21 protein-coding genes are annotated in these 22,914 nt (G+C 72.8%); 5 read left to right on the forward strand and 16 right to left on the reverse strand.

Annotated elements, in window-relative coordinates; translation table 11 throughout:
* Positions 1 to 136 precede the first annotated feature (136 nt).
* A complete protein-coding gene (locus BOQ63_RS11935; protein WP_150475821.1) occupies positions 137 to 2,050 on the forward strand; it encodes a hypothetical protein in 1,914 nt (637 codons plus the stop codon).
* A 109-nt stretch (positions 2,051 to 2,159) separates the two neighbouring features.
* Here BOQ63_RS11935 and BOQ63_RS11940 read toward each other — a convergent pair whose 3' ends face one another.
* The 12 genes from BOQ63_RS11940 to BOQ63_RS11995 all read right to left on the reverse strand — a co-directional run bounded on the left by BOQ63_RS11940 (position 2,160) and on the right by BOQ63_RS11995 (position 14,268).
* Positions 2,160 to 3,224: a TetR/AcrR family transcriptional regulator C-terminal domain-containing protein gene (locus BOQ63_RS11940; protein ID WP_223885908.1), complete on the reverse strand. Its 1,065-nt coding sequence runs from the start codon at positions 3,222 to 3,224 to the stop codon at positions 2,160 to 2,162.
* A 130-nt stretch (positions 3,225 to 3,354) separates the two neighbouring features.
* Positions 3,355 to 4,065 (reverse strand): spermidine synthase family protein, encoded by a 711-nt coding sequence (locus BOQ63_RS11945; protein ID WP_033348403.1) that lies wholly within the window; start codon positions 4,063 to 4,065, stop codon positions 3,355 to 3,357.
* 158 nt (positions 4,066 to 4,223) lie between these two features.
* Entirely contained in the window at positions 4,224 to 5,297 is a 1,074-nt protein-coding gene (locus BOQ63_RS11950; protein WP_046386504.1) for a YeiH family protein, read from the reverse strand.
* A gap of 14 nt (positions 5,298 to 5,311) precedes the next feature.
* Positions 5,312 to 5,893, reverse strand: coding sequence for a cysteine dioxygenase family protein (locus tag BOQ63_RS11955; protein WP_030281281.1), 582 nt, complete (start codon positions 5,891 to 5,893; stop codon positions 5,312 to 5,314).
* Positions 5,894 to 6,002: 109 nt separating this feature from the next.
* Positions 6,003 to 6,908: a LysR family transcriptional regulator gene (locus BOQ63_RS11960; protein ID WP_030281279.1), complete on the reverse strand. Its 906-nt coding sequence runs from the start codon at positions 6,906 to 6,908 to the stop codon at positions 6,003 to 6,005.
* Positions 6,909 to 7,074: 166 nt separating this feature from the next.
* Positions 7,075 to 7,941 (reverse strand): amino acid ABC transporter permease, encoded by an 867-nt coding sequence (locus tag BOQ63_RS11965; protein WP_033348401.1) that lies wholly within the window; start codon positions 7,939 to 7,941, stop codon positions 7,075 to 7,077.
* The gene (locus tag BOQ63_RS11970) at positions 7,938 to 8,582 is read right to left on the reverse strand and encodes an amino acid ABC transporter permease (protein WP_030281275.1); all 645 of its coding nucleotides are present in this window, start codon (positions 8,580 to 8,582) and stop codon (positions 7,938 to 7,940) included. The genes BOQ63_RS11965 and BOQ63_RS11970 overlap by 4 nt, the downstream gene beginning before the upstream one ends.
* A 12-nt stretch (positions 8,583 to 8,594) precedes the next feature.
* Complete coding sequence (locus BOQ63_RS11975) at positions 8,595 to 9,518, reverse strand: glutamate ABC transporter substrate-binding protein (RefSeq protein ID WP_223885909.1); 924 nt, start codon at positions 9,516 to 9,518, stop codon at positions 8,595 to 8,597.
* 10 nt (positions 9,519 to 9,528) lie between these two features.
* Positions 9,529 to 10,257 carry an amino acid ABC transporter ATP-binding protein gene (locus BOQ63_RS11980; protein WP_206267854.1) on the reverse strand — a complete coding sequence of 243 codons (729 nt, stop codon included), beginning with the start codon at positions 10,255 to 10,257 and terminating at the stop codon, positions 9,529 to 9,531.
* Positions 10,258 to 10,304: 47 nt separating this feature from the next.
* Positions 10,305 to 10,550 carry a LapA family protein gene (locus BOQ63_RS11985; RefSeq protein ID WP_079183559.1) on the reverse strand — a complete coding sequence of 82 codons (246 nt, stop codon included), beginning with the start codon at positions 10,548 to 10,550 and terminating at the stop codon, positions 10,305 to 10,307.
* Between the two features lie 141 nt (positions 10,551 to 10,691).
* Complete coding sequence (locus tag BOQ63_RS11990; protein WP_030281268.1) at positions 10,692 to 12,464, reverse strand: ABC transporter ATP-binding protein; 1,773 nt, start codon at positions 12,462 to 12,464, stop codon at positions 10,692 to 10,694.
* Between the two features lie 43 nt (positions 12,465 to 12,507).
* A complete protein-coding gene (locus tag BOQ63_RS11995; protein ID WP_030281267.1) occupies positions 12,508 to 14,268 on the reverse strand; it encodes an ABC transporter transmembrane domain-containing protein in 1,761 nt (586 codons plus the stop codon).
* 449 nt (positions 14,269 to 14,717) lie between these two features.
* Here BOQ63_RS11995 and BOQ63_RS12000 point away from each other — a divergent pair, with 449 nt between their 5' ends.
* Entirely contained in the window at positions 14,718 to 15,581 is an 864-nt protein-coding gene (locus BOQ63_RS12000) for an aldo/keto reductase (RefSeq protein WP_150475822.1), read from the forward strand.
* A 223-nt stretch (positions 15,582 to 15,804) separates the two neighbouring features.
* Here the strand turns inward: BOQ63_RS12000 and BOQ63_RS12005 are convergent, their stop codons facing one another.
* Entirely contained in the window at positions 15,805 to 16,671 is an 867-nt protein-coding gene (locus BOQ63_RS12005; RefSeq protein ID WP_158714003.1) for a MarR family winged helix-turn-helix transcriptional regulator, read from the reverse strand.
* Positions 16,672 to 17,073: 402 nt separating this feature from the next.
* Here BOQ63_RS12005 and fabG point away from each other — a divergent pair, with 402 nt between their 5' ends.
* Both fabG and BOQ63_RS12015 read left to right on the forward strand, forming a co-directional pair.
* A complete protein-coding gene (gene fabG / locus BOQ63_RS12010) occupies positions 17,074 to 17,841 on the forward strand; it encodes a 3-oxoacyl-ACP reductase FabG (protein ID WP_030551498.1) in 768 nt (255 codons plus the stop codon).
* A 232-nt stretch (positions 17,842 to 18,073) separates the two neighbouring features.
* Positions 18,074 to 18,916 (forward strand): phosphatase PAP2 family protein, encoded by an 843-nt coding sequence (locus tag BOQ63_RS12015; protein ID WP_223885910.1) that lies wholly within the window; start codon positions 18,074 to 18,076, stop codon positions 18,914 to 18,916.
* Positions 18,917 to 18,936: 20 nt separating this feature from the next.
* Here the strand turns inward: BOQ63_RS12015 and BOQ63_RS12020 are convergent, their stop codons facing one another.
* Positions 18,937 to 19,140 (reverse strand): I78 family peptidase inhibitor, encoded by a 204-nt coding sequence (locus tag BOQ63_RS12020; protein ID WP_072656225.1) that lies wholly within the window; start codon positions 19,138 to 19,140, stop codon positions 18,937 to 18,939.
* Between the two features lie 76 nt (positions 19,141 to 19,216).
* On the opposite strand from BOQ63_RS12020, the gene BOQ63_RS12025 reads away from it, so the two are divergent.
* A complete protein-coding gene (locus tag BOQ63_RS12025; protein ID WP_033348395.1) occupies positions 19,217 to 19,489 on the forward strand; it encodes a DUF6343 family protein in 273 nt (90 codons plus the stop codon).
* Positions 19,490 to 19,547: 58 nt separating this feature from the next.
* Here BOQ63_RS12025 and BOQ63_RS12030 read toward each other — a convergent pair whose 3' ends face one another.
* Entirely contained in the window at positions 19,548 to 20,948 is a 1,401-nt protein-coding gene (locus BOQ63_RS12030; RefSeq protein ID WP_072654210.1) for an aspartate aminotransferase family protein, read from the reverse strand.
* On the reverse strand, positions 20,938 to 22,848 hold the full coding sequence (dxs, locus tag BOQ63_RS12035; RefSeq protein WP_030551495.1) for a 1-deoxy-D-xylulose-5-phosphate synthase: 1,911 nt from the start codon (positions 22,846 to 22,848) through the stop codon (positions 20,938 to 20,940). The genes BOQ63_RS12030 and dxs overlap by 11 nt, the downstream gene beginning before the upstream one ends.
* Between the last annotated feature and the right edge of the window lie 66 nt (positions 22,849 to 22,914).

The following is a 22,914-nucleotide window of genomic DNA, read 5'->3' on the forward strand; positions in this document are numbered from 1 at the left end:
TCAGGTGATCCTGCGGTTCGGCGACGACGGTGGGCTCTGATAGGAATGGGCGGGGACCTGACGACCCGCCGCCGGGCGGGGCCCGGTCCCACCCGAACCACCGACGGCAGACGGAGCAGAGCGGGGGGCTCACCAGTTGACCCAGGACGTCCAGTTCAGCGCGGAGGCCAACCCCTTCGCGGCGGCCGAGCAGGTCTGCGCGACCCTCGGCACCCTCACCGACGCCCTCTTCGACGAGCACACCTCGCGCCACCCGGCGACCGCGCTGAGCGCCCTCGAACCGGCCGAACACCCTGCCGCCGAGGCGCTGTTCGGCCTGCCGCTGGCCCCCAACGGGCCGGTGCACCAGGCCCTCGACCGGCTCGGCACGGTGATCACCGCCGGCACGGCCCGACCGGGCACCGGCGCGCGGATCGCCGACCGGGTGACGGCCGCGCTGCACCACCGCTACGGCGGCGGAGCCGTGCGCGGCGCCATCGCCGACCGGGGCACCACCTCGGCCGCGCTGTTCCAGCTGCCGGTCACCGGCGAGTTCGCCGACGCCAAGCTTCGCCCGCCGTTCGCCCCGGCGCTGGCCGCGCTGGCGGCCGGGCGGCAGACCCGGCAGCCGGTCGAACTCGCCACCGGCGCGGGCACCGAGGTCCGGCTGGTCGTCCCGCCGGGCTTCCACTCGCTGACCTCCCCCGGCGGGCCCGCCGGGGCCTCCTCCCGTACGGTGCCCCCGCTTCCGGGCGGCGGCGGTGACGGAACCGCGGACACCCACGGAACCGCGGACGCCGACGGGACCGACCGCGCCTCCGTGGCGGCCGCCACGGAGCTGACCGGGCACCTGGCGGAGGTCGCCGAGGAACTGTTCAGCGCCACCGGCCCGGAGCCGCGCCGCGACTTCGCGGTGATCTCCGCGACCCTGACCGACCTGGTCCAGGACGCCGGCGTCCGCTACGCGGGCGTGTGCGCGCTGGAGGTCGACGGGCGCGCCACCGAGGCCACGCTCGTCGTCTCGCTCGCCCGCCACCCGCTGCCGATCACCGCGTTCGCGACCGAGCTGGCCACCGTACGGCGGCACGCCGAGGTCTGGACGGTGCTGCTGCCCGCCGGGCCGGCCGCCGTCCTGGTCGAGGGGCGGACCGTCCCGGTGCCCGGACCGCTGGCCGCCGACGGGCAGCGCCGCTGGGTGGTCACCTCGGTCGTCCAGGCGTTCGTGCCGCTGCCGGACGGCGGAACGGTTCTGTGCGCCCAGCTCTCCACCGCCCGGCCGGAGGACTGGGAGCTGTACACGGAGGCCTTCGCGGAGCTGCTGAAGAGCATCCAGTTCGGCTGGGACGGCGTACCGCTCACGGCTGCGGTCGCGCCCGCGGCGGCGGCCCCACCGGTGCCGGTGCCGCCTCCCGTGGCCCCTCCTGCCGCTCCGACCACTGCGCCGAGCGCCGTTCCGACCGCTGCGCCGACCGCTGCGGCCGTGGCGGAGGAGCCGGAGGAGAAGCCGGTGCACCTGCGCGGGACGCCGGTGCGCATCCCGCCCGCGGACTTCAACCCCTTCGCGCCCGTCGCGCAGGAGGAGGCGGCGGCGGACGCCGCTGCCGCTGCCGTCCGCGCGGAGCCGGCCGAACGCAAGGGCACGCCGGTCATGATCCCGCCGCCGGACTTCGACCCCTTCGGCATCGGGGGCACGATCCCGACCGCGGAAGGAACCGCTGCGCCGGCCGCCGGCGCCGGTACGGCTGCGCCCGACCCGTTCGGGACGACGGTCGCAGCCGAGCAGAAGCCCGACCCCTTCGGCACCACCGTCGCCGCCCAGGGGCCGGCCGTCCCGCCGCCGCCCTCGGCCCCGCCGCTGATCCCGGCCCCGACCGCCCCGGCGGCTGCTCCGGCGGGCGCACCTGCGGCGAACGCGGACGAGCCTGCCAAGCGCAAGGGCACTCCGGTGATGATCCCGCCACCGGACTTCGACCCCTTCGGCATCTCGGGCCTGGCCGCGAGCTCGGACGAACCGCAGGCGGAGGCCGCAGCCGACGCCGAGGCGGAGCCGGAGCACCGGCCGTTCGGCTGACGGAGGGCAGCCCGCCGCCGACCGCGGCGGCCGGTAACAGATGACAGCTGACGGATGACAGCCGACAGACTTCAGCGAACGAAAGCTGAAATCTGTCAGCTGTCATCTGTCATCTGTTACCCGTCGCCCCTCCCCGCGCCGCGATCAGCGCCCCCACCCCGTCCAGCATCCGCGCCAGCCCGAACTCGAACAGCGCGTCGAGGCCGAGGTCGATCTCCGGTCCCCGGTTCAGTGCGTCGAACATCGGGAAGCGCTCCGGGTCCGACATCAGCCGGTCGTGGTCCTCGTCGTCGAGCCGTTCCATCCACTCCTCCGCGGACATCCCGCTGTCCTGCTCCGCCTGCGCCTCCCGCTCGAAGTGGACGGCCAGCCCACAGGTGAAGGCCGCCAGGCTGACCGAGGCCTGGGCCATCTCCTCCCAGCTCAGCCCGAGCCCCGCAAGCGCGGAGATCGCCCGCTCGGTGTGCAGCGCCGCGTCGGGCGCCAGCACCGGCCGGGTGAAGGACATCGTGGACGCCAGCCAGGGGTGGCTCCGGTAGATCCGCCACTGCAACCGCGAGACCTCTTCCAGTCCCGTCCGCCAGGCCGGGGCCGGTGCTGCCGCGAGCGGCTGCTCACCGAAGACCCTGTCCGTCATCAGCCGCAACAGCTCGTCCTTGCCCGGCACATGGCGGTAGAGCGACATGGTGGCGACACCCAGTTCGGTCGCGACCCGGCGCATCGACAGCGCCGCCAGCCCCTCGTGGTCGGCGACCCGCACCGCGGCCTCGACGATCCGCTCCCGGCCGAGCTCCCGCTCCCCGCCCTTCGCCCGCCGTACGACGCCCGCCGCACCCGGCACCCGCTCCGCCTCCCGGCCCACCTCGCGACCCGCCTCCCGGCCCGCGACCGCACGGCCCTGCGCAGGAGCGCCCGCCGGAGCCCGCCGGGCCGCCACCACCGTCCCCACCCCCGGGACGGCCCGCACCAACCCGTCCTCCCGCAGCCGGTTCAGCACCTTGGTCGCGGTGGCCATCGCCACGCCCCACTCCCGCATGATCCGCCGCGTGGAGGGCACCCGGGCACCCGGCTTCAACTCCCCTGCCGCGATCCGGCGTCGGAGCTCGGCCGCGATCCGCTCCGAAGGCGTTCCGCCGTCCACCACAACCACCACCGCCCGCTCGACCGACCGCACTAACCGCACTAGTGCACTGCAGGCACCCACGCTAGCAGTCGGTCACTCTGCCGCGAGGTGAACCCAAACCGCACGCCCCGCCGGCCAGTTGACGGCCGCCGTCGCCAACAGGTCCGCGCAGCGGCCCGGTTCAGCCGGAGCGCCGCGCCAGGTGCACCACGTCCGGCACCCCCCGGCTCACCGGCACCTCCCGGCTGACCACGTCCGCGAAACCCGCGGCCCGCAGCGCCTCCTCGAAGTCCGGCGACGGCTGCGCGCTCCACACCGCCAGCACTCCGCCGGGCCGCAGCCGGTGCCACAGCACCGCGAGCCCGTCCGCCCCGTACAGCCCGGAGTTGGAGTCGGTGACGGTCCAGTCCGGCCCGTTGTCGATGTCCAGGCAGAGCGCGTCGTAGCGCTCGCCGTCGGACGCCGCCAGGTACCCCAGCAGGTCGGTGTGGATCACCTCGACCCGCTCGTCGTCCAGCGCACCGCCGGAGAAGCCGCCCAGCGGGCCGCTGCGGTGCCAGTCGATGATCGCGTTCTCCCGCTCCACGATGGCGATCCGCCCCCAGCGCGGCTCGGCCACCGCGTACGCGAGCGAGAAGCCGACCCCGAGCCCGCCGATCAGCACCGACGGCGCGGTCACGGCGGCGCCGGTCCGGTCCAGCTCGTCCAGCGCCGCCTGGACCAGCAGCCGCTCGGAGCGTCCGTCGGCGGTGTCCATCAGGAAGCACCCGTTGGCGATGATCTCGTAGTGCCGTCCGCGCTGCCGCAACACCACCTCGCCGAACGGCCCCTCCCGTCGGTCGAGCGTGACGACGGCCTCGTGGCCGTCCCGTTCGGGCAGTGCGGTGGTCATGCGTCCTCCTCGACGGACTCGGCAGCAGGATCGTCCCGGTACGGGCGATCTTCCGCCCGACGATAACCGAGTCCGCACTCGTCCGGCCCGTGAATAAACGGCCCCCACGGACAGGGCCGGGCCCCGAAGGGACCCGGCCCGGACGCAACCCCGCCCCGTCAGGTCGTGATCAGCACGCCCGCGTAGGACACACCGGCGACGACCACCCACGAGCCGAGACCGAGCAGCGCGAGCCGCCCGCCGGTCCGCACCATCGTGGGCAGGTGCACCGCGCTCCCCAGCCCGAACAGCGCGGCCGCGAGCAGCAGTTCCTGCGCGTCCCCGGCCAGCGTGAGCGCCCGCTCGGGCAGCACCCCGGTGGTGCGCAGCACGATCATCACGAGGAACCCGGCCACGAACAGCGGCACGATCGGCGGCCGGTTTCCGCTCTTGGCGACACCGTCCGCCCCGTCGGCCGAAGCACCGCCGGCCGCGGCCCCGCGCGCATTGCGCCGCGCCACCACGGCGACGCCCGCGACCAGCGGCGCCAGCAGCATCACCCGCATCAGCTTGACCAGCACCGCCTCGCGCAGGGCGCCGGGGCCCCCGGTCTGCGCGGTGGCGACCACCTGTCCGACGTCGTGCACGCTCGCCCCGACCCAGCGCCCGAACTCGATCTCGCCGAGCCCCAGCGGGTGCTGCAGCAGCGGCAGGACCGCGATCGCCAACGTCCCGCACAGGGTGACCAGCGCGACCGAGGAGGCGACGTCCTCCTCCTCGCTGCCGGCCGCCTGGCTGACCGCGCCGATCGCCGAGGCCCCGCAGATCGAGTAGCCGGTGGCGACCAGCAGCGACTGGTCGCCGGGCAGGCCGAGTCGCCGGCCCAGCCAGAGCGTGCCGGCGAAGGTGGCGGCGACCACGGTGAGCACCATGGCGACGGTGGCCCAGCCGAGGCCGAGCACGTCGTCCAGGCTGAGCTTGAGCCCGAGCAGGACGATCCCGAGCCGCATCAGCCGCTTCCCGGCCGTCGACAGCCCTGGCCGGGCGACTCCGCGGACCACCGGGCGCAGCCCGGGCAGGTGGGCCACCGCCATGCCGAGCACGACGGCGGCGGTGAGCTCGGGCACGGCCGGGACGGCCGCGTGGACGGCGATCGCGGCGGCCACCCCGACCGCCGCGAGCAGCAGGCCGGGGGCGTCCCCGCCGAGCGGGGGAAGTGAGCGGGTGCGGGCGGCCCGCTCCCGGAGGGTCAGTGCCACGTCGCCGCTCACCGCTCCTGGTCGGCGGGGAGCCGGTAGACCCGCCGGATGCTGGTGCCGAGCCGCGAGACGTCCGCGCCGTACACGTGGATGGAGATGGCGGTGGTGCTGCAGGAGTTGCGCACCAGGTGGATGTCGCCGGGCGGGGCGAAGGCGGCGACCGTCCCGGCGGGGCCCGCCACGTGCTCGGTCTCGACCAGCCGGGAGCTGCGCCCGTCGGAGACCAGCCGGTAGCGCGTCTCGCTCTCCTGGCCCTGGTGGACCCCGGCCACGCACCACGAGACGTGGTCGTGGATCGGGGTGTGCTGTCCGGGCAGCCAGACCAGGGCGACGACGGAGAAGCTGCCGTCCCCCTCGGCGTGCAGGACGTGCTGGCGGTAGCGCTGGGGGTCGCCCTCGCGCTGGGCGGGGGTGAGCAGGGCGTCGGGCCCGTCGGGGGCGGTGAGCAGGTGCGGGGCGAGGCGTTCGCCGACCAGGTACGCGGTGAGTTCGGGTGGCAGTCCGCGGTCCACGACGGCGCGGATCTCGCTGACCAGCGCGGCCATCCGCTCCGTGAGCCGGTCGCTGCCGACCGTGGCTGGGGGTGTCATACCAGCAGGCTGGGACCGACCGACCTATCACGTCCAACGAGGGTTCCTAAGCATCACCCTCACTCATGCTTATGGGTCGAGCAGCAGGTGCGGCGCAGCAGCCGCGGCCTCAGCACCCGACCCGGCTCGCCGCTGCCTGCCGCAAGTGGTCCAGCACCAGCGCGGTGGCGGGGATCCGCCGGTGCTCGCGCAGCACGTACGCGCTCACCTGCCGCCGCAGGTGCGGCTCGACGGCCCGCCCGGTGACCTTGCGGTGGCACATGAAGGAGAGCACCAGCGCGGGCATCAGGGCGATCCCGACCCCGGCGGCGACCAAGCTCTGCACGGCGAGGTTGTCGTCGGTGGAGAACACGATGTCCGGCGCGAAGCCCTCCTCCGCGCAGACGTGCAGCAGGTTGGCCCGGCAGCGCGGGCAGCCGGCGATCCAGCGCTCACCGTCGAGGTCGGCCAGCCGGACGGCGTGCCGACGGCCGAGCGAGTGCCCGACCGGCAGCAGCACGGTGAGCAGGTCCTCCATCAGCGGGATCTCGTCCAGCCCGTCCGGCACCTCGGTGGCCTGGCCCGGATAGCGGAAGGCCAGCGCGATGTCGCACTCGCCGCGCAGCAGCCGCTGGACGGAGTCCGGCGGCTCGGCCTCCAGCAGCTCGACCCGGACGCCGGGGTGCTCGGCGAGCAGCCGGGCCATCGCCTCCGGTATCAGGGTGGCGTTGGCGCTGGGGAAGGCGCAGACCCGTACCCGTCCGGCGCGCAGCCGGGCGAGCGCGGCGAGCTGCTGCTGGGCGGCGGAGAGGCTGCCGAGGATCAGTTCGGCGTGCCGGGACAGCGCCTCGCCCGCCTCGGTGAGCCGCAGGCCGCGCCCGGCGCGGGTGAACAGCGGGACGCCGACGGTGCGTTCGAGGGCCTTCATCTGCTGGGTGATGGCGGGCTGGGTGTAGCCGAGCTCCCGGGCCGCGGCCGAGTAGGAACCGGCCCGGACGACCTCGTGGAACGTCCTGATGTGCCGCGAGTCGAACACCGGCTCCATGGCCCCTCCGCCCGGTCGTCTGTCGCCTGCCCTCGCAATCATAAGAGGAATTTGGAGGTCCCGGCCCCGATCCCACCCGCACCTATGGTTCAGACGCGAACCAGCCTTACCTGCCACGGGCCCACAGCGCGCCGGGGCTCACAGCGCGCACCGCTCACTACTGTGCCGACGGCGGCAACCCCATCGCCACCCCGGCCTTGGCCACCGGCGCCCCGCCCCGCACGCTCGGGCTGCGGCGGCTGCGCCGCTCGACCCAGCGGGCCAGCCAGGACAGCAGCAGGCACATGCCGATGTAGATCGGCGCGATCACGATCACCACCGGGATGAACGGCAGGTCGTAGTCCAGGTTGGTGGCGATCAGCTTGCCCGCGTGCAGGAACTCCTCGAAGGTGATCAGGAATCCCAGCGAGGTGTCCTTGAGCGCGACCACCAGCTGGCTGATGATGGCCGGCAGCATCGCCCGGTTGGCCTGCGGCACCAGCACGTACGTCATCACCTGGGTCTTGCGCATGCCCAGCGCGTACGCGGCCTCCCGTTGCCCCTTGGGCACCGCGAGCACACCGGCCCGGAACACCTCGGCCAACACCGAGCCGTTGTAGAGCACCAACCCGGCCACCAGCGCCCACAGCGGCTGCACCCTGAGGGCGACGAACACGAAGAAGATCATCACCAGCAGCGGCATGGCCCGGAAGAACTCCACCACCAGCGTGGCGAACCAGCGCACCACCCGGTGGTCGGACAGCCGCCCGGCCGCGAACAGCGCGCCGAACGGCAGCGCGAACAGCACCGTCCAGCCGAAGGCCCGGAGGGTGTTGCCCAGGCCGCGCAGCAACAGGTCCTGCACGCCCTGGTACGTGAAGGGCTCCCACTTGGCGTAGGTGAACTGCTGGGTGTGGAACAGCATGTAGACGACCCAGCCGATCAGCGCCGCGATCAGCAGCAGCGCGATCCCGCCGTAGAGCCGGTGCCGGGCCAGCGCCTTGGGGCCGGGGATGTCGTACAGCGCCGAGGATTCACCGGTCATCGGGACACCGCCACTCGTCGTTCCAGCAGGTTGAAGACGGCGCTGATGGCCAGGGTGATGATCAGGTAGCCGACGGCGATCCAGAAGAAGGTCCAGATGATGCTGTAACCCAGTTCGTTGATGGTCCGGTAGGTGCCCAGCAGCTCGGTGACGCTGAACGAGCCGGCGATCGCCGTGTTCTTCGCCAGCGCGATCATCACACTGCCGATCGGCGCCACCACCGAGCGGTACGCCTGCGGCAGCACCACCAGGCTCATCGTCTGCCCGAAGCTCATGCCCAGGCTGCGGGCCGCCTCGCCCTGCCCGGACGGCACGGTGTTGATGCCCGAGCGCATCGACTCGCAGACGAAGGCCGAGGTGTAGCAGCCGAGGGCGAGAACGGCGAAGGTGTAGAAGGGCAGGGTGATGTCGAACCGGGGCAGGCCCAGCACCACGATGAAGAACAGCAGGGTCAGCGGCGTGTTGCGCAGCACCGTCACCCACACCGTTCCGAACACCCGCAGCGGCCGGACCGGCGAGACCCGGAAGCCCGCCATCAGCACCCCCAGCACCAGCGACAGCACGGCGCTCGCCGCGAACAGCGAGAGCGTGCCGAGGAAGCCGTCCCAGTAGGTCGACCAGTTGTCGGTCAGCGTTTTCACGGCGCGGCCCTCTCAGTACCGGTCGATCTTCGGCGGGGTCGGAGCGGGTGCCCCGGACAGGCCGAGGGTCGCCTCGAAGGCCTTCTTCCAGTCACCGTTCTGCTCGTGGTGCTCCAGCGCGTCGTTCAGCGCCCCGCGCAGCACGGTGTCGTTCTTCGGCGTGCCGATCCCGTACGGCTCGGTCGAGAACAGCGGGCCCACCACCTTGAGCTCGTCCGGCACCTTGGCCGCGTAGCCCAGCAGGATCGCGTTGTCCGTGGTGACGGCGTCGACCTGGCCGGTGATCAGGTTGTCCACGCACGCCGAGTAGGTGTCGTAGCCGATCAGGTGCGCCTTGGGGTACTGCGACTGGATGCGCTGGTACGGGGTCGAACCGGACGCCGAGCAGACCTTCTTGCCGTCCAGGTCCTGCGGCCCGTGGATGCTGTCGTCGTTCTTCCGCACCAGCAGCGACTGCCCGGCGATGAAGTACGGCCCGGCGAAGCCGACCAGCTTCTTGCGGTTGTCGTTGATGGTGTAGGTGCCGACGTAGTAGTCCACCTGGCCGTTCTGCAGCGCGGTCTCGCGGTTGGCCGAGGCGATGGTCTTGAACTGGATCCGCTCCGGCGGGAAGCCGAGGAAGGCGCCGACCATCTTGGCGATCTCGATGTCGAAGCCGGAGTACTCACCGATCGCCGGGTTCTTCTGACCCAGGTACGGCTGGTCCTCCTTGGCGCCGACCACCAGGTGGCCCCGGCTGCGGGCGGCGTCCAGGGTCGGCGAGCCGGTGATCGAGGAGGCGTCCTGCACCTGGTAACTGGGCAGCGCACTGGGCTGGGGGCCCTTGGGCGGCGGGGTGCCGGCCTTGCCGCAGCCGGCGGCCAGCAGTGCGAGCAGCAGGGCGGCGGCGGTCAGGCGGCCGCGCGCCCGCGCGGCGGGCGTGGTCGTACGGTTCACGGCGCCGCCCTCAGTGCTTCAGGATCTTGGACAGGAAGTCCCGGGCGCGCGCGCTCTCGGGGGCACTGAAGAAGTCCTCCGGGGCGCGGTCCTCGACGATCCGTCCGTCGGCCATGAACACCACCCGGTTCGCGGACGCCCGGGCGAAGCCCATCTCGTGGGTGACCACGACCATCGTCATGCCCTCGCTGGCGAGCTGGCGCATGACGTCCAGCACCTCGTTGATCATCTCGGGGTCGAGCGCCGAGGTCGGCTCGTCGAACAGCAACGCCTTGGGGTCCATCGCCAGCGCGCGGGCGATCGCGACCCGCTGCTGCTGGCCGCCCGAGAGCTGGGCCGGGTACTTGTCGGCGTGCGCCGAGAGGCCGACCCGCTCCAGCAGCGAGCGGGACTTGGCGTCCGCCTCCGCCTTGGCGCGGCCGCGGACCTTGATCTGGGCGAGCGAGACGTTCTGCAGCACGGTCTTGTGCGCGAACAGGTTGAAGGACTGGAACACCATGCCCACCTCGGCGCGCAGCTTGGCCAGCCCCTTGCCCTCCGCGGGCAGCGGCTGGCCGTCGATCAGGATGGTGCCGCGCTCGATCGGCTCCAGCCGGTTGATCGCCCGGCAGAGCGTGGACTTGCCGGAGCCGGACGGGCCGACCACCACGACGACCTCGCCGCGGCCGACCGTCAGCTCGATGTCCTGCAGCACGTGCAGCTCGCCGAAGTGCTTGTTGACCCCGCGCATCTCGATCAGTGGGGCGAAGGCCGGGTTACCGGGCGGTGCAGGTTCGGGAACGGTGTTCACCGGGCGTGCCGTCCCTTCAACAGCCAGCCGATCGCACCGCCGGCGACCAGCGTCGCCAGCAGCGCGATCCAGAGCGGCGCGGTCACGGTGAACACCCAGAACTGGATCTTGACCTTGTCGAGGTTGGCGAAGAGGAACCACACCGCGAGGACGACGATGACGCCGATCCCGATGTACCGCGTGGGGATCCCGCCGATCTCGCTGCGCTGGGGGCGGGACGAGCCGTCCGAAATCTTGGTCACCGGTGCAGTCTGCTGGCCGGGGCCGGCGGTTTGCCCGGTTACGCGCCCTTCCGGGCCATGAGGTAACCCGTACGGGGCAATCCTGCCCCGTACGGGTTTCGAATCCCCGTTACACTACCGCGCCCTCACGGGCCGGCGCGCTCAGCGTTCGTCCCGCCAGGAGCGCCAGAGCGCCGCGTACGGGCCGCCCGCCGCGACCAGTTCCGGGTGGCTGCCGTACTCGCTGATCCGGCCGCCCTCGACCACCGCGATCACGTCCGCGTCGTGCGCGGTGTGCAGCCGGTGGGCGATGGCGATGACCGTCCGGCCCTCCAGCACCTTGGACAGCGAGCGCTCCAGGTGCCGGGCGGCACGCGGGTCGAGCAGCGAGGTGGCCTCGTCCAGCACCAGGGTGTGGGGGTCGGCCAGCACCAGCCGGGCCAGGGCGAGCTGCTGGGCCTGAGGCGGGGTCAGCGAGGCGCCTCCGGAGCCGACCTCGGTGTCCAGCCCCTCGGGGAGGGCGTTCACCCAGGCCCCGGCCTCCACCGCGTCCAGCGCGGCCCGCAGTTCGGTGTCGTCCGCCCCGGGCGCGGCCAGCCGCAGGTTGTCCCGCAGGGTGCCGACGAACACGTGGTGCTCCTGGTTGACCAGGGCGACCTGCGAGCGCACCCGCTCGGCCGGCATCCGGGACAGCGCCGCCCCGCCGAGGGTGACGCTGCCACGGCCGGGCGCGTAGATCCCGGCCAGTAGCCGGCCGAGCGTGGACTTGCCCGCCCCGGACGGCCCGACCAGCGCCACCCGGCTGCCCGGGGCGACGTCCAGGCTGATCCCGTGCAGGACGTCCGCGCCCTCGCGGTAGCCGAAGCGGACCTCCCGGGCCTCGACCCGGCGGCCCTCCGGCCGGGCCGACTCGTCCCCGTCGTGCTCCGGCACCTCGTGCACGCCGACCAGCCGGGCCAGCGAGGCCTGCCCGATCTGCAGCTCGTCGTACCAGCGCAGGATCAGGTCCACCGGGCCGATCAGCATCTGGGCGTACAGCACGCCGGTGGTCAACTGCCCGACGGTCAGCCAGCCCCTGAGGGTGAACAGCCCGCCGACCACCAGGGTGGTCAGCACCGCCGCCGTGTAGACCACCTCGATGGTCGGGAACCAGACCGAGCGCAGCCACAGGGTGTAGCGCTCCCAGGCCAGCCACTCGCGCAGCTTGCGGTCCGTCAGCCCGACCCGCCGCTCCCCCAGGCGCAGGGACTCGACCGTCCGCCCGGCGTCCACCGTCTCGGCCAGCACGTTGCTCACCGCCGCGTACCCGGCCGACTCGTTGCGGTAGGACTGCGGGGCGCGGCGGAAGTACCAGCGGGAGCTGGCCAGCAGCAGCGGCAGCCCGACCAGCGAGGTCAGCGCGAGCACCGGTGAGGTGACCAGCAGGGCGCCGATCACCAGCAGCAAGGAGACGACCGCGACGGCGAGTTCGGGCACCGCCTCGCGCACCGACTTGTCCAGCCGGTCGATGTCGGTGGTCCCCCGGGAGACCAGGTCCCCGGTGCCGGCCCGTTCCAGCACACCGGTCGGCAGCGCGACCGAGCGGACCAGGAAGTCCTCGCGCAGGTCGGCCAGCACCCGCTCACCGAGCACCGACCCGCGCATCCGCGACCAGCCGGTGAACGCGGACTGCACCGCGAGCGCCAGCAGGTACCAGCCGACCGCCACCGCGATGGTGCCCCCGGCGGTGCCGGTGGCCAGCGACTCGACCAGGTTGCCGAGCACCCAGGGCCCTACCAGCCCGGCCAGGGTGGCCGCCGAGTGCAGCGCCACCACGGTGGCGAACCCGCCCCGGTGCCGGCGCGCCAGCAGCCCGAGGTAGCCGCGCACGGCGGCCGGGGAGCCGACCGGCAGGGTGGTGGCCGGCCCCTGTTCCTGATGGACGGGGGGCTTCATGACGTACTCCTCGCTCGTGGGGCCGGACGGTTGGCGACGGTGCTCATACCGACGCGGCCTCCTCGTCCCGGGTGACCACGGCCCGGTAGGCCGGTTCGGTGCTCATCAGCTCGCGGTGGCGGCCGGCCGCGGCCACCCGGCCGTCCCGCAGCAGCACCACCCGGTCCGCCTGGTCGAGCAGCAGCGGGCTGGTCGCGAACACCACGGTGGTGCGGCCCGCCCGGACGTCGCGCAGCCCGGTGGCGATCCGGGACTCGGTGTGGGCGTCCACCGCGCTGGTGGGCTCGTCCAGCACCAGCACGGGCGGGTCGGCCACCAGCGCCCGGGCCAGGGCGAGCCGCTGGCGCTGCCCGCCGGAGAGCGAGCGCCCGCGCTCGGTGATCCGGGCGAGCATCGGATCGCCCCCGCACTCGGGCGAGCCGTCCACGAGGGCTTCCAGCACGTCCTCGGAGCGGGCTGCGGCGAGCGCCTCGGCCACGGGCACCCGGCCGGAGGCCGGGACGTCCAGCAGTTCGGCCAGCGTGCCGGAGAGCAGCACCGGCTCCTTGTCGTGGACCAGTACCGCCGCCCGGGCCTCGGCCAGCGGCACGGTGTCCAGCTCGGTGCCACCGAGCCGGACGGAGGGCGGTCCCGACTCGCCCGCGGCCAGCGGGACGTGGCCGCCGAGCCGTTCGGCGAGCGCCCCGGCGAAGTCCGGGTCCCCGCAGACCACCGCGGTCAACTCGCCGGCCCGGACGGTCAGGCCGGTGGCCGGGTCGTGCAGATCGGACCTGTCCGGCCGGGCCAGCACGCCCTGGGCCGTGCCGCCGGTCCGGCTGAGCGAGAGCACCCGCACGGCCCGTCCGGCGGAGACCCGGGCGACGCTCCAGGCGTGCGCCGCCTCGCCCAAGATCCGCAGCGGCGAGGCGAGGAAGGCGGTGGCTCCGTAGACCGCGATCAGGGTGCCCACACCCAGCTCGCCGGACACCACCAGACGAGCGCCGTACCACGTCACCGCGACCACGAACACGCCGGGCAACAGCACCTGTTGGGCCTGCATCAGGGACCACAGCCGGGCCGAGCGCACAGCCGCGGCGCGGACCTTCTGGGAGGCCGCCCGGTACCGCTCCAGGAACAGCTCCTCGCCGCCGATGCCGCGCAGCACCCGCAGTCCGGCCACCGTGTCGGCAGCCAACTCAGTTGCCTTTCCCCCGAGTTCACGCTGCTCCTGGTAGCGCCGCTCGAACGGCCCGATCAGCGGCCAGACCGAGGCCGCCAGCACCGGGACACCGAGCAGCACTCCGATCCCGAGTACCGGCTCGACCACCAGCACCACGGCGCTGACGGCCAGCCAGGAGATCACCGCGGCCCGGACCCGGGCGACCAGTTCGACGTACCAGCCGATGCGTTCGACGTCGCCGCTGCCGACCGCGACGACCTCGCCGGTGGCGATCCGGCGGGACAGCCCGGCCCCGAGGTCGGAGGCCTGACGCGCCACCAACTGCCGCAACTGGCAGGCGGCGTGGATCCAGTTCCACACCGCCTGCCGGTGCAGCAGCACGCTGCCGAGCGCGGCGGTGGCGGACAGCAGCAGGGCGAGCGCGCCCGCCCACCAGATGCCGCCGGCGTCGCCGTCCACGGCGGCCTGGACGCCGCGCCCGAGCGCCACCGGCGCCGCGGCCTGGGAGCCCATCTGGACCAGTGCCCAGCAGGTGGCGCGGACCTGCCCGCGCCGCTGGGCGCGCTGCAACCAGCGCAGGAAGGCCAGGGGTGAGGAGAGGTCGGGACTGCCGGGGTCGGCCAGCGGCAGGGGGATGAGCGGCATGACTCTCCGATACGAGGGGTGCGGAGCACGAAAGTGCGGGAGCAGGAGTCGCGGAGGGTGCGGGGAGAGCACGGGCACTCGGCCGTACGGCGGTGCCGCCCCGCCGACGCACGGGGACGGGCGGAGGACGCGCGGCGCGAAGGTGCGCCGACGTCGGAACGTCCGGCGGCGACGGCGGCCGGACCGCGGAAGGGTACGAAGGACCCTGGTCTCAGGAGGTCATGTCCGTGAGCCTGCCAAGCCCGCTGTGATCCACGCAACAGGTTTTCCGCCGCCCCGCCGCGCCGCCCCCGCCGCTCCGCCCGCGCCACCCCGGCCGGCGGCGCCCAGCCACTCGCCACGCCGCCGTAAAGCTTCGCCGGAGATTCGCCCGAACGGCGGGAACAATCGTGCCGGGGCACCAGTTGCCCCTCTGGAACCAACGGACGACCAGGAAGGCACCCCTTCCCGTGAGCAACATCCCCAGCGTCACCCTGAACGACGGCACGCAGATCCCGCAGCTCGGATTCGGCGTGTGGCAGGTGCCGGACGCCGAGGCCACCCCGGCGGTCCGCACCGCGATCGAGGCCGGCTACCGCTCCATCGACACCGCCGCGATCTACGAGAACGAGACCGGCACCGGCGCGGCCATCAACGAGGCGCTTGCGGGCGGCCTCGCCCGCGAGGACCTCTACGTCACCACCAAGCTGTGGAACTCGGGCACCCGCGACTGGTCGGGCGAGCAGGGCCGCGACGCGGTGCTGCGCGAGTTCGACGCCTCCCTGGACAAGCTCGGCCTCGAGTACATCGACCTGTACCTGATCCACTGGCCGCGCCCGATGCACGGCACCTTCCTGAACGTCTGGAAGGCCCTGGAGCAGCTGAAGGAGGGCGGCCGGGTCAAGTCGATCGGCGTCTCCAACTTCGGCACCGAGCAGCTGACCCGCCTGCTCGACGAGGCCTCCGTCGTCCCGGCGCTGAACCAGGTCGAGCTGCACCCGTACTTCCCGCAGGGAGAGCTGCGCGCCTTCCACGCCCAGCACGGCATCGCCACCGAGGCGTGGAGCCCGCTGGGCCAGGGCGGGGAGCTGCTGGCCGAGCCGGAGCTGGCGAGGATCGCCGAGAAGCACGGCCGCACGGTCGCCCAGGTGGTGCTCCGCTGGCACCTGCAGAACGGCGTGATCGCCATCCCGAAGTCGGTCACCCCGTTCCGGATCCGGGAGAACCTCGCGGTCACCGGCTTCGAGCTGGACACCGAGGACCTCGCGGCGATCGCCGGTGTCGCCACCGGCAAGCGGATCGGCCCGGACCCGCAGGGGTTCGACTGGAATTGATGCCGGCCGTGGGGGCGCCGGCCGAGCCGGCCCGGCGCCCCCGACAACGACAGTCCGAGCGAATCTGACAGTCGGTCATATCGAAGTACCGCTCGTTCCGGTCATGGACGAGCGGCACTTCGGTGCGCCCTGATTCACCCGCGTCCACGGTCGGCCGATGCGGACACCCGAGGAGTTGAGGAGCTTTGGTGAATCGTTTTGGCTGTTGTTACCAAAGCTTGGGCTAGAGCCTGGCCGCCTTGGCGATGAGCGCGAGCGCAGCCTCGTGCTCCTCCTCCTCCAGCGGCGCGAGCAGCAGCCGCTGGACCTCGGCCACCCCGGCGGCCGAGCGGTGCAACAGGTCCTGCCCCGCCGGCGAGAGCGAGAGCAGGTTGCGCCGCCCGTCCGAGGGGTCGCGCCGGCGCTGCACCAGACCGCGCCGCACCAGTCGGCTGACCATCTCGGCCATCGTGGCCTTGTCCAGCGAGGCCAGCTCGCCGACCGTGCGCTGGTCCGCACCCGGTTCCAGCTCCAGCGCGTCCAGCACGGCGAACTGCGGAGCCGTGAGCTCCGCCCCGACGTGCTCCGACCAGAGCTTGGTGTGCACCTGCTGGCCGACCCTGATCAGGTAGCCGATCGCCCGCTGGGCGTCCAGTATCGGCCGCGCGTCGGAGAAGACGGCCACCGCCGCGGGCTCCAGCCTGGCTATCTTGGCCATCACCCGGACGATCTCGACCTGCTCCTCCGGCGTGAGCGGCTCGAACAGCACCCGCTGGACGCGGACCACACCACCGGTGGCCTCACGCACCGCCTGGGCGCCGCTCTGCGAGAGGGCGAGCAGCTTGCGCCGGCCGTCGGCCGGGTCACGCCTCCGCAGCACCAGGCCGCGGCGGACCAGCCGCGCGACCATCTCGGCCATCGTGGCCTTGTCGAGCGAGGCACGCTCGCCGACCGTCCGCTGGTCCGCGCCCGGTTCGAGGGCGAGCACCAGCAGGACCGCGAACTGCGGAGCCGTGAGATCGGCTCCGACGTGCTCGGACCACAGACGGGTGTGGACCTGCTGTGCAACGCGAATGAGGTGTCCGGGCGACTGCTGCAGTCGCGCGGACACGCGGGTTGTCGGGATCTCCCCCAGCACCATGTATCCGTCCCGATGTCACACCCGGTGTGTGTGGGACACCCGGGTGGGGCAGTAACGGCGAGTGGGCGTCCAGCTATGAGGGAGGGCGCTCCAGCCGTGCAGCCGGTGGCTGCTGGCGGACACTATACAAACGGCAGGCCCTTGCTGGCAGGCAGGGGCGGATAGTAGACGCAGGTTCGGCAACATTGGCATATTTACGCGCTGCCACGCCCTTGCAGTAACCCGTTCTCAGCAGAAAGCCGACCGGTCGGTCCTTACCGACCGTCACCTGCGCCTCTCCACCCTGGCCGCCGCCCCTACTCGCCGGTAGGGTGTGGGCACCCTCTCCGGGGGCACTCCCCGGAGGCACCCCCGAGAGAGACGAGAGCGAGCATGACCGAGCAGAGCACCGCCCCCCGGGTCGCGGTCGTCACCGGCGCCGCCCGCGGACTGGGCGCCGCCACCGCCGTCCGGCTGGCCGCCGACGGCTACGCGGTCGCGGTCCTGGACCTGGACGAGGCGGCGGGCAAGGACACCGTCGACCGGATCACCGCCGCCGGCGGGCGCGCCCTGGCCGTCGGCGCCGACGTCTCGGACGCCGAGCAGGTCCAGGCCGCGGTCGACCGGGTGGTCGCCGAGCTCGGCGCCCCCGTCGTGCTGGTCAACAACGCGGGGGTGCTCCGCGACAACCTCCTCTTCAAGATGTCCGAGTCCGACTGGGACACGGTCATGAACGTTCACCTGCGCGGCGCCTTCCTGATGACCCGCGCGGTGCAGAAGCACATGGTCGACGCCGGTTTCGGCCGCATCGTCAACCTGTCCTCCTCGTCCGCCCAGGGCAACCGCGGCCAGGCCAACTACTCCGCCGCCAAGGCCGGTCTGCAGGGCTTCACCAAGACTTTGGCCATCGAGCTGGGCAAGTTCGGCATCACGGCCAACGCGGTGGCCCCCGGCTTCATCGCCACGGACATGACGGCGGCCACCGCCGCCCGGGTCGGCGTGGACTTCGAGGACTTCAAGCGCGCCGCGGCCTCCCAGATCCCGGTCCAGCGGGTCGGCGAGCCGGAGGACGTCGCCAACACCATCTCCTTCCTCGCCGGCGAGGGCGCCGGCTTCGTCTCCGGCCAGGTGATCTACGTCGCGGGCGGCCCCCTCGACTGAGCACGGAACCTACACAGGGTTACCACGGAGTGGGGAGCCGGACGGACCGGCCTCCCGCTCCGTTTTCTTTACCGGGGCTTTTGCAGAATCATTCGAAGACCACACGGACATTCGATCCTGGAATACTGGAAATCACTCCCCGGGTCACCCGGCGGCGCCCTAATTGTCGATTTCCCGGGAAAATGACAAATTCGCTCCGGGATGCCCCCGGTCGGATGGGTATGGTCACCCCGTGCAATCCAGAAGTACCGCCGCTCGCATTCCGCGGCAGGAGCCGGAAAACCGGACCGGCGACCGTGGGGAACTCCCGGTCCCCGACCGCGCCCCGGCCCGCGTGCCCGGCCCCACCCGCCCCGGCCTGACCGGCCCCGGCTCGACCGGACCCTGCCCGACCGGCCGCGACCGCGGTGAGCCCGGCTGGCCCCCGATGAGCCGCCGCCGGGCCGCCCTGTTCGCCGGGACCTTCGCGGTCTACCTGCTGGTACTGGCCGGGGTGCTGCTCAACACCGACCTGGTCGACCTCGACTGGTCGGTCCGCCTGCTGCGCCCGTACGAGCGGTGGCCCAGTCTGGAACCGGTGCTCAACGCCTGGGTCGTGGTCGGCCAGCGCGGGCCCAGCGCCATCGCCGCCTTCGCCTGGCTGCTCTGGCGCGCCCGTCGGCTCGGCCGGCTGCGCCCGCTGCTGGTCATGGGCGTCGCCCTGCTGCTGCTCAACGTCACGGTCGGCGCGGTCAAGATCGTCACCGGCCGGCTCGGCCCGCACTACGCCCAGTACGTCGGCTCACCCGAGCTGTTCTCCGGCGGCACCATCTTCCCCTCCGGCCACACCGCCAACGCCGTGGTCACCTGGGGCGTGCTCGCCTACCTCGCCGTCCGCTGGCGGCGCACCGGCGCGGTGATCGCCGCCGCCACCGCCTGCTCGATCGGCCTGACCACCGTCTACCTGGGCACCCACTGGGTCTCCGACGTGCTGGCCGGCTGGGCCGCCGGGCTGCTGGTGCTGCTCTGCCTGCCGCTGCTGGAACCCCTGGTCGCCGTCGCCGAGCAGCGGCTCAACCGGCGGTTCGCGCGCTGAGCCCCGCACCACGGGGAGGGCTACCCCTCCCAGCTGCGCTCGACCACACCGTCCCGCACCGCGAGGTTGAGCCGCCCCTCCCGGTACTCCAAGGTGATCAGCTGCCCCGGCTCCAGCACCCGGACCGAGGCCCAGCCGTGCCGCCGGGCCAGCTCCCGGGCCCGCTCGATCCGCAGCCCCGCGTACCCCTCGGCGTCCTCCCCCGCCCCGTCCGACCCCGTCATCGCGCCTCCCCGGCTCTCCGCCCCCGACGTACGCTGGAATCGTAGCCCCACCCGCGCGACCCGGAGGTGAACGGCGATGCGCACCACCACCCCGCGACGGTGGCGCAGCGGCACCGAGCCGGCCACCGCCCGCAGCGACCTCAAGCTCCGCTACTTGCTCGCAGTGACCTTCACCCCGTTGTTCGCGCTGGGGACGGCGGGCTTCGCGCTCTGGGCCGCCTCCTCGCCGGTGGACGGCGCACCCAGCCGGGGCACCCTGACCGGCTTCGCGATCGCCCTCGGGCTGGTCACCCTGTTCGCCGTCGTCGACCTCGTGGTGGTCATCCGGCGTCGCCGGACCGAGCTCTGACGCGGTGTCTCCCGCGGGGTGGGAAGTCGGCCGGGCCGACTTCCCACCCCGCGCCGCGCTACCGGTTCCCCACCGCCTGTCTCACCAGGGTCCGGCCGAAGTCCCACATCAGGCCGTTGCCCCGGTGGGCCTCGTCCATGATCTCCGTGAAGGCGTCCAGGAACCGGTCCACGTCCCGGTCGGTGATGATCAGCGGTGGAATCAGTTTGATCACTTCCAGGTGGTCCCCGGACACCTGGGTCAGGATCCGGTGCCGCTGCAGCAGCGGGACGACCACCATCTGGGCGAACAGCCCCTTGCGCGCCGCCTGGAGGGCCGTCCAACCGGTGCGCAGTTTCAGCGACCTGGGCCGGCCGAACTCGATGCCGGTCATCAGCCCGCGGCCGCGCACCTCGGCGACCAGCTCGTACCGGTCGACCAGTTCGGTGAGCCGCTCGCGGAGCCGGTCGCCGACCTGCCGGGCGTTCTCCACCACCTTCTCCTCGCGCATCACCTCCAGGGTCGCCAGCCCGGCCGCCATCGCCTGGGCGTTGGACCCGAAGCTGGCCGAGTGCACCAGCACCCGGTCCATCGAGGAGTACACCTTCTCGAAGATCCAGCTCTTGCCGAGCGTCGCCCCGATCGGCACGTACCCGCCGGAGAGCGCCTTGGCCGCGCACACCAGGTCGGGCAGCACGCCCTCCTCGTGCTGGTACGCGAAGAACTCGCCGGTGCGGCCGATCCCGGTCTGCACCTCGTCGCAGATCAGCAGCGCCTTGTGCTCGTGCAGCAGCGCCTGGGCGGCGCGCAGCCAGCCGGGCGGCGGCGCCTGGACACCCTTGCCCTGGATCGGCTCCACGATCAGCGCCGCGACGTCCCCCCGCTTCAGCTCCTTGGTCAGCGCCCCGATGTCGCCGAGCGGGATGGCCGTGTCCGGCAGCAGCGGGTCGAAGCCCTTGCGGAAGCCGCTCTCGCCGTTGACCGACAGCGAGCCGGTGGTGAGCCCGTGGAAGGCGTGGTCGGCGTAGAGGACGCGCTTGCGGCCGGTCGCGTACCGGGCGAACTTCAGCGCGGTCTCCACCGCCTCGGTGCCGCTGTTGCCGAAGAACACCCGCTCCAGCCCGGGTGCGTGGGACAGCAGCCGCTCGGCCAGCAGCCCGGGCAGCGGCGAGCAGTCGAAGCGGACCAGGTCGGGCAGCTCCAGGTCCATCACCTGCTGGACCGCCGCGCGCACCGCCGGGTGGTGCCGGCCGAGCGCGAAGATGCCGAAGCCGGCCAGCATGTCGAGGTACTCGTTGCCCTCGGCGTCGTAGAAATACTGGCCCTCCGCGCGCTCGTAGTACTTGTCGAAGCCGATGGTGCGCAGCATCCGGGGCAGCTGCGGGTTGAGGTAGCGGCTGTGCAGCTCGTATCGCTCGCCACCGCGTTCGGCGAGGAGCGCGGCGAGGTCGAAGGCGGGGCGGTCTGGTTCAGCCGGCATGGCGCGGGTTCGCTCCTCGGGTCGGTAGCAGGTTCTTGGCGAAGACGGCGGTCTGGGCCGCGACCCCGGTTCCGGTCAGGCCGGCCTCCTCCAGGATCTCGCCGCGTGCGGCGTGGCCGAGGAACTCCTGCGGCAGGCCGAGCACCCGCACCGGGACGTCCACGTCGGCGTCGCGCAGCGCCTGGGAGACGGCCGAACCCACTCCGCCGGTACGGCCGTTGTCCTCGACGGTGACCACCAGCCGGTGGGCGGCGGCGAGTTCGGGCAGCGCCGGATCGACCGGCTTGACCCAGCGCGGGTCGACCACGGTCGCGGTGAAGCCCTCGGTGAGCAGCAGCCGGGCGGCGTCCAGGCAGGCGGAGGCGGTGCTGCCGACGGCCAGCAGCAGGATCTCCGGCGCCGGTCCGGTGCGCAGCAGCACGTCCGTCCCGCCGATCCGCTCGACCGCCGGAACAGCCGGGCCGACATTCCCCTTGGGGAAGCGGACCACGGTCGGCGCGTCCCGGACCTCGACGGCCTCGCGCAGCTGGGCCCGCAGCTGCTCGGCGTCGCGCGGCGCGGCGAGCCGCAGCCCGGGGACGACCTGGAGGATCGACATGTCCCACATGCCGTTGTGCGAGGCCCCGTCCGGGCCGGTCACCCCGGAGCGGTCCAGTACGAAGGTGACGCCCAGCCGGTGCAGGGCGACGTCCATCAGGACCTGGTCGAAGGCCCGGTTCAGGAAGGTCGAGTACACCGTCACCACCGGGTGCAGCCCCCCGGTGGCCAGGCCCGCCGCGCTGGTGACGGCGTGCTGTTCGGCGATCCCGACGTCGAAGGTCCGGTCCGGGTAGGCCTTGGCGAACGGTTCCAGCCCGACGGGCTGGAGCATCGCGGCGGTGATCGCCACCAGGTCGGGCCGCTCGGCGCCGAGCGCGACCAGCTCCTCGCCGAACACCGAGGTCCAGGAGATCCCGGCGCTCGGCGAGATCGGCAGGCAGGTGTACGGGTCGATCGGGTTGACGGCGTGGAAGCGGTCCGCTTCGTCCTGCTCGGCCGGCAGATAGCCGCGCCCCTTGACGGTCAGGCAGTGCACGATGACCGGTCCGCCGAAGTTGCGGGCCTGCCGCAGCGCCTGTTCCACCGCGCCGACGTCGTGGCCGTCGATCGGCCCGAGGTACTTCAGCCCGAGGTCCTCGAACATGCCCTGCGGGGCGAAGGCGTCCTTGAAGCCCTTCTTGGCCCCGTGCAGCGCGTCGAAGATCGGCTGCCCGACCAGCGGGGTGCGCTGCAGCGCCTCCTTGCCGAGGGCGAGGAAGCGCTCGTAGCCCTGGGTGGTGCGCAGGGTGGCCAGGTGGTGGGCGAGGCCGCCGATCGTCCTGGCGTAGGAGCGCTCGTTGTCGTTGACGACTATGACCAGCGGCCGGTCCTTGGCGTCGGCGATGTTGTTGAGCGCCTCCCAGGCGAGCCCGCCGGTGAGCGCGCCGTCGCCGATCACCGCGACGGTGTGCCGGTCGTGCTGGCCGAGCAGCTGGGCGGCCTTGGCCAGTCCGTCGGCGTAGGAGAGGGCGGTGGAGGCGTGCGAGTTCTCGACCAGGTCGTGCTCGGACTCGGCCCGCGAGGGGTAGCCGGACAGCCCGTCCTTCATCCGCAGCCGGGAGAAGTCCTGGCGGCCGGTCAGCAGCTTGTGGACGTAGCTCTGGTGGCCCGTGTCGAAGACGATCCGGTCGTACGGCGAGTCGAAGACCCGGTGCAGCGCGATGGTGAGCTCCACCACGCCGAGGTTGGGCCCGAGGTGGCCCCCGGTGCGGGTGACGGCGTCGATCAGGAAGTCGCGGATCTCGTCGGCTAGCAACGGCAGTTCGGGCGCGGGGAGCTTGCGCAGCTCGGCTGGGGACGTGACGCGGGAGAGCAGTGACATGGGTACACCTCACGACTCGGAGCGGTGCGGTGGTGCCTCCGCCCGGCGTGGGCGGGAAGCCGGCCC

Source organism: Streptomyces viridifaciens, from assembly GCF_001888885.2.
GTDB lineage: Bacteria > Actinomycetota > Actinomycetes > Streptomycetales > Streptomycetaceae > Kitasatospora > Kitasatospora aureofaciens.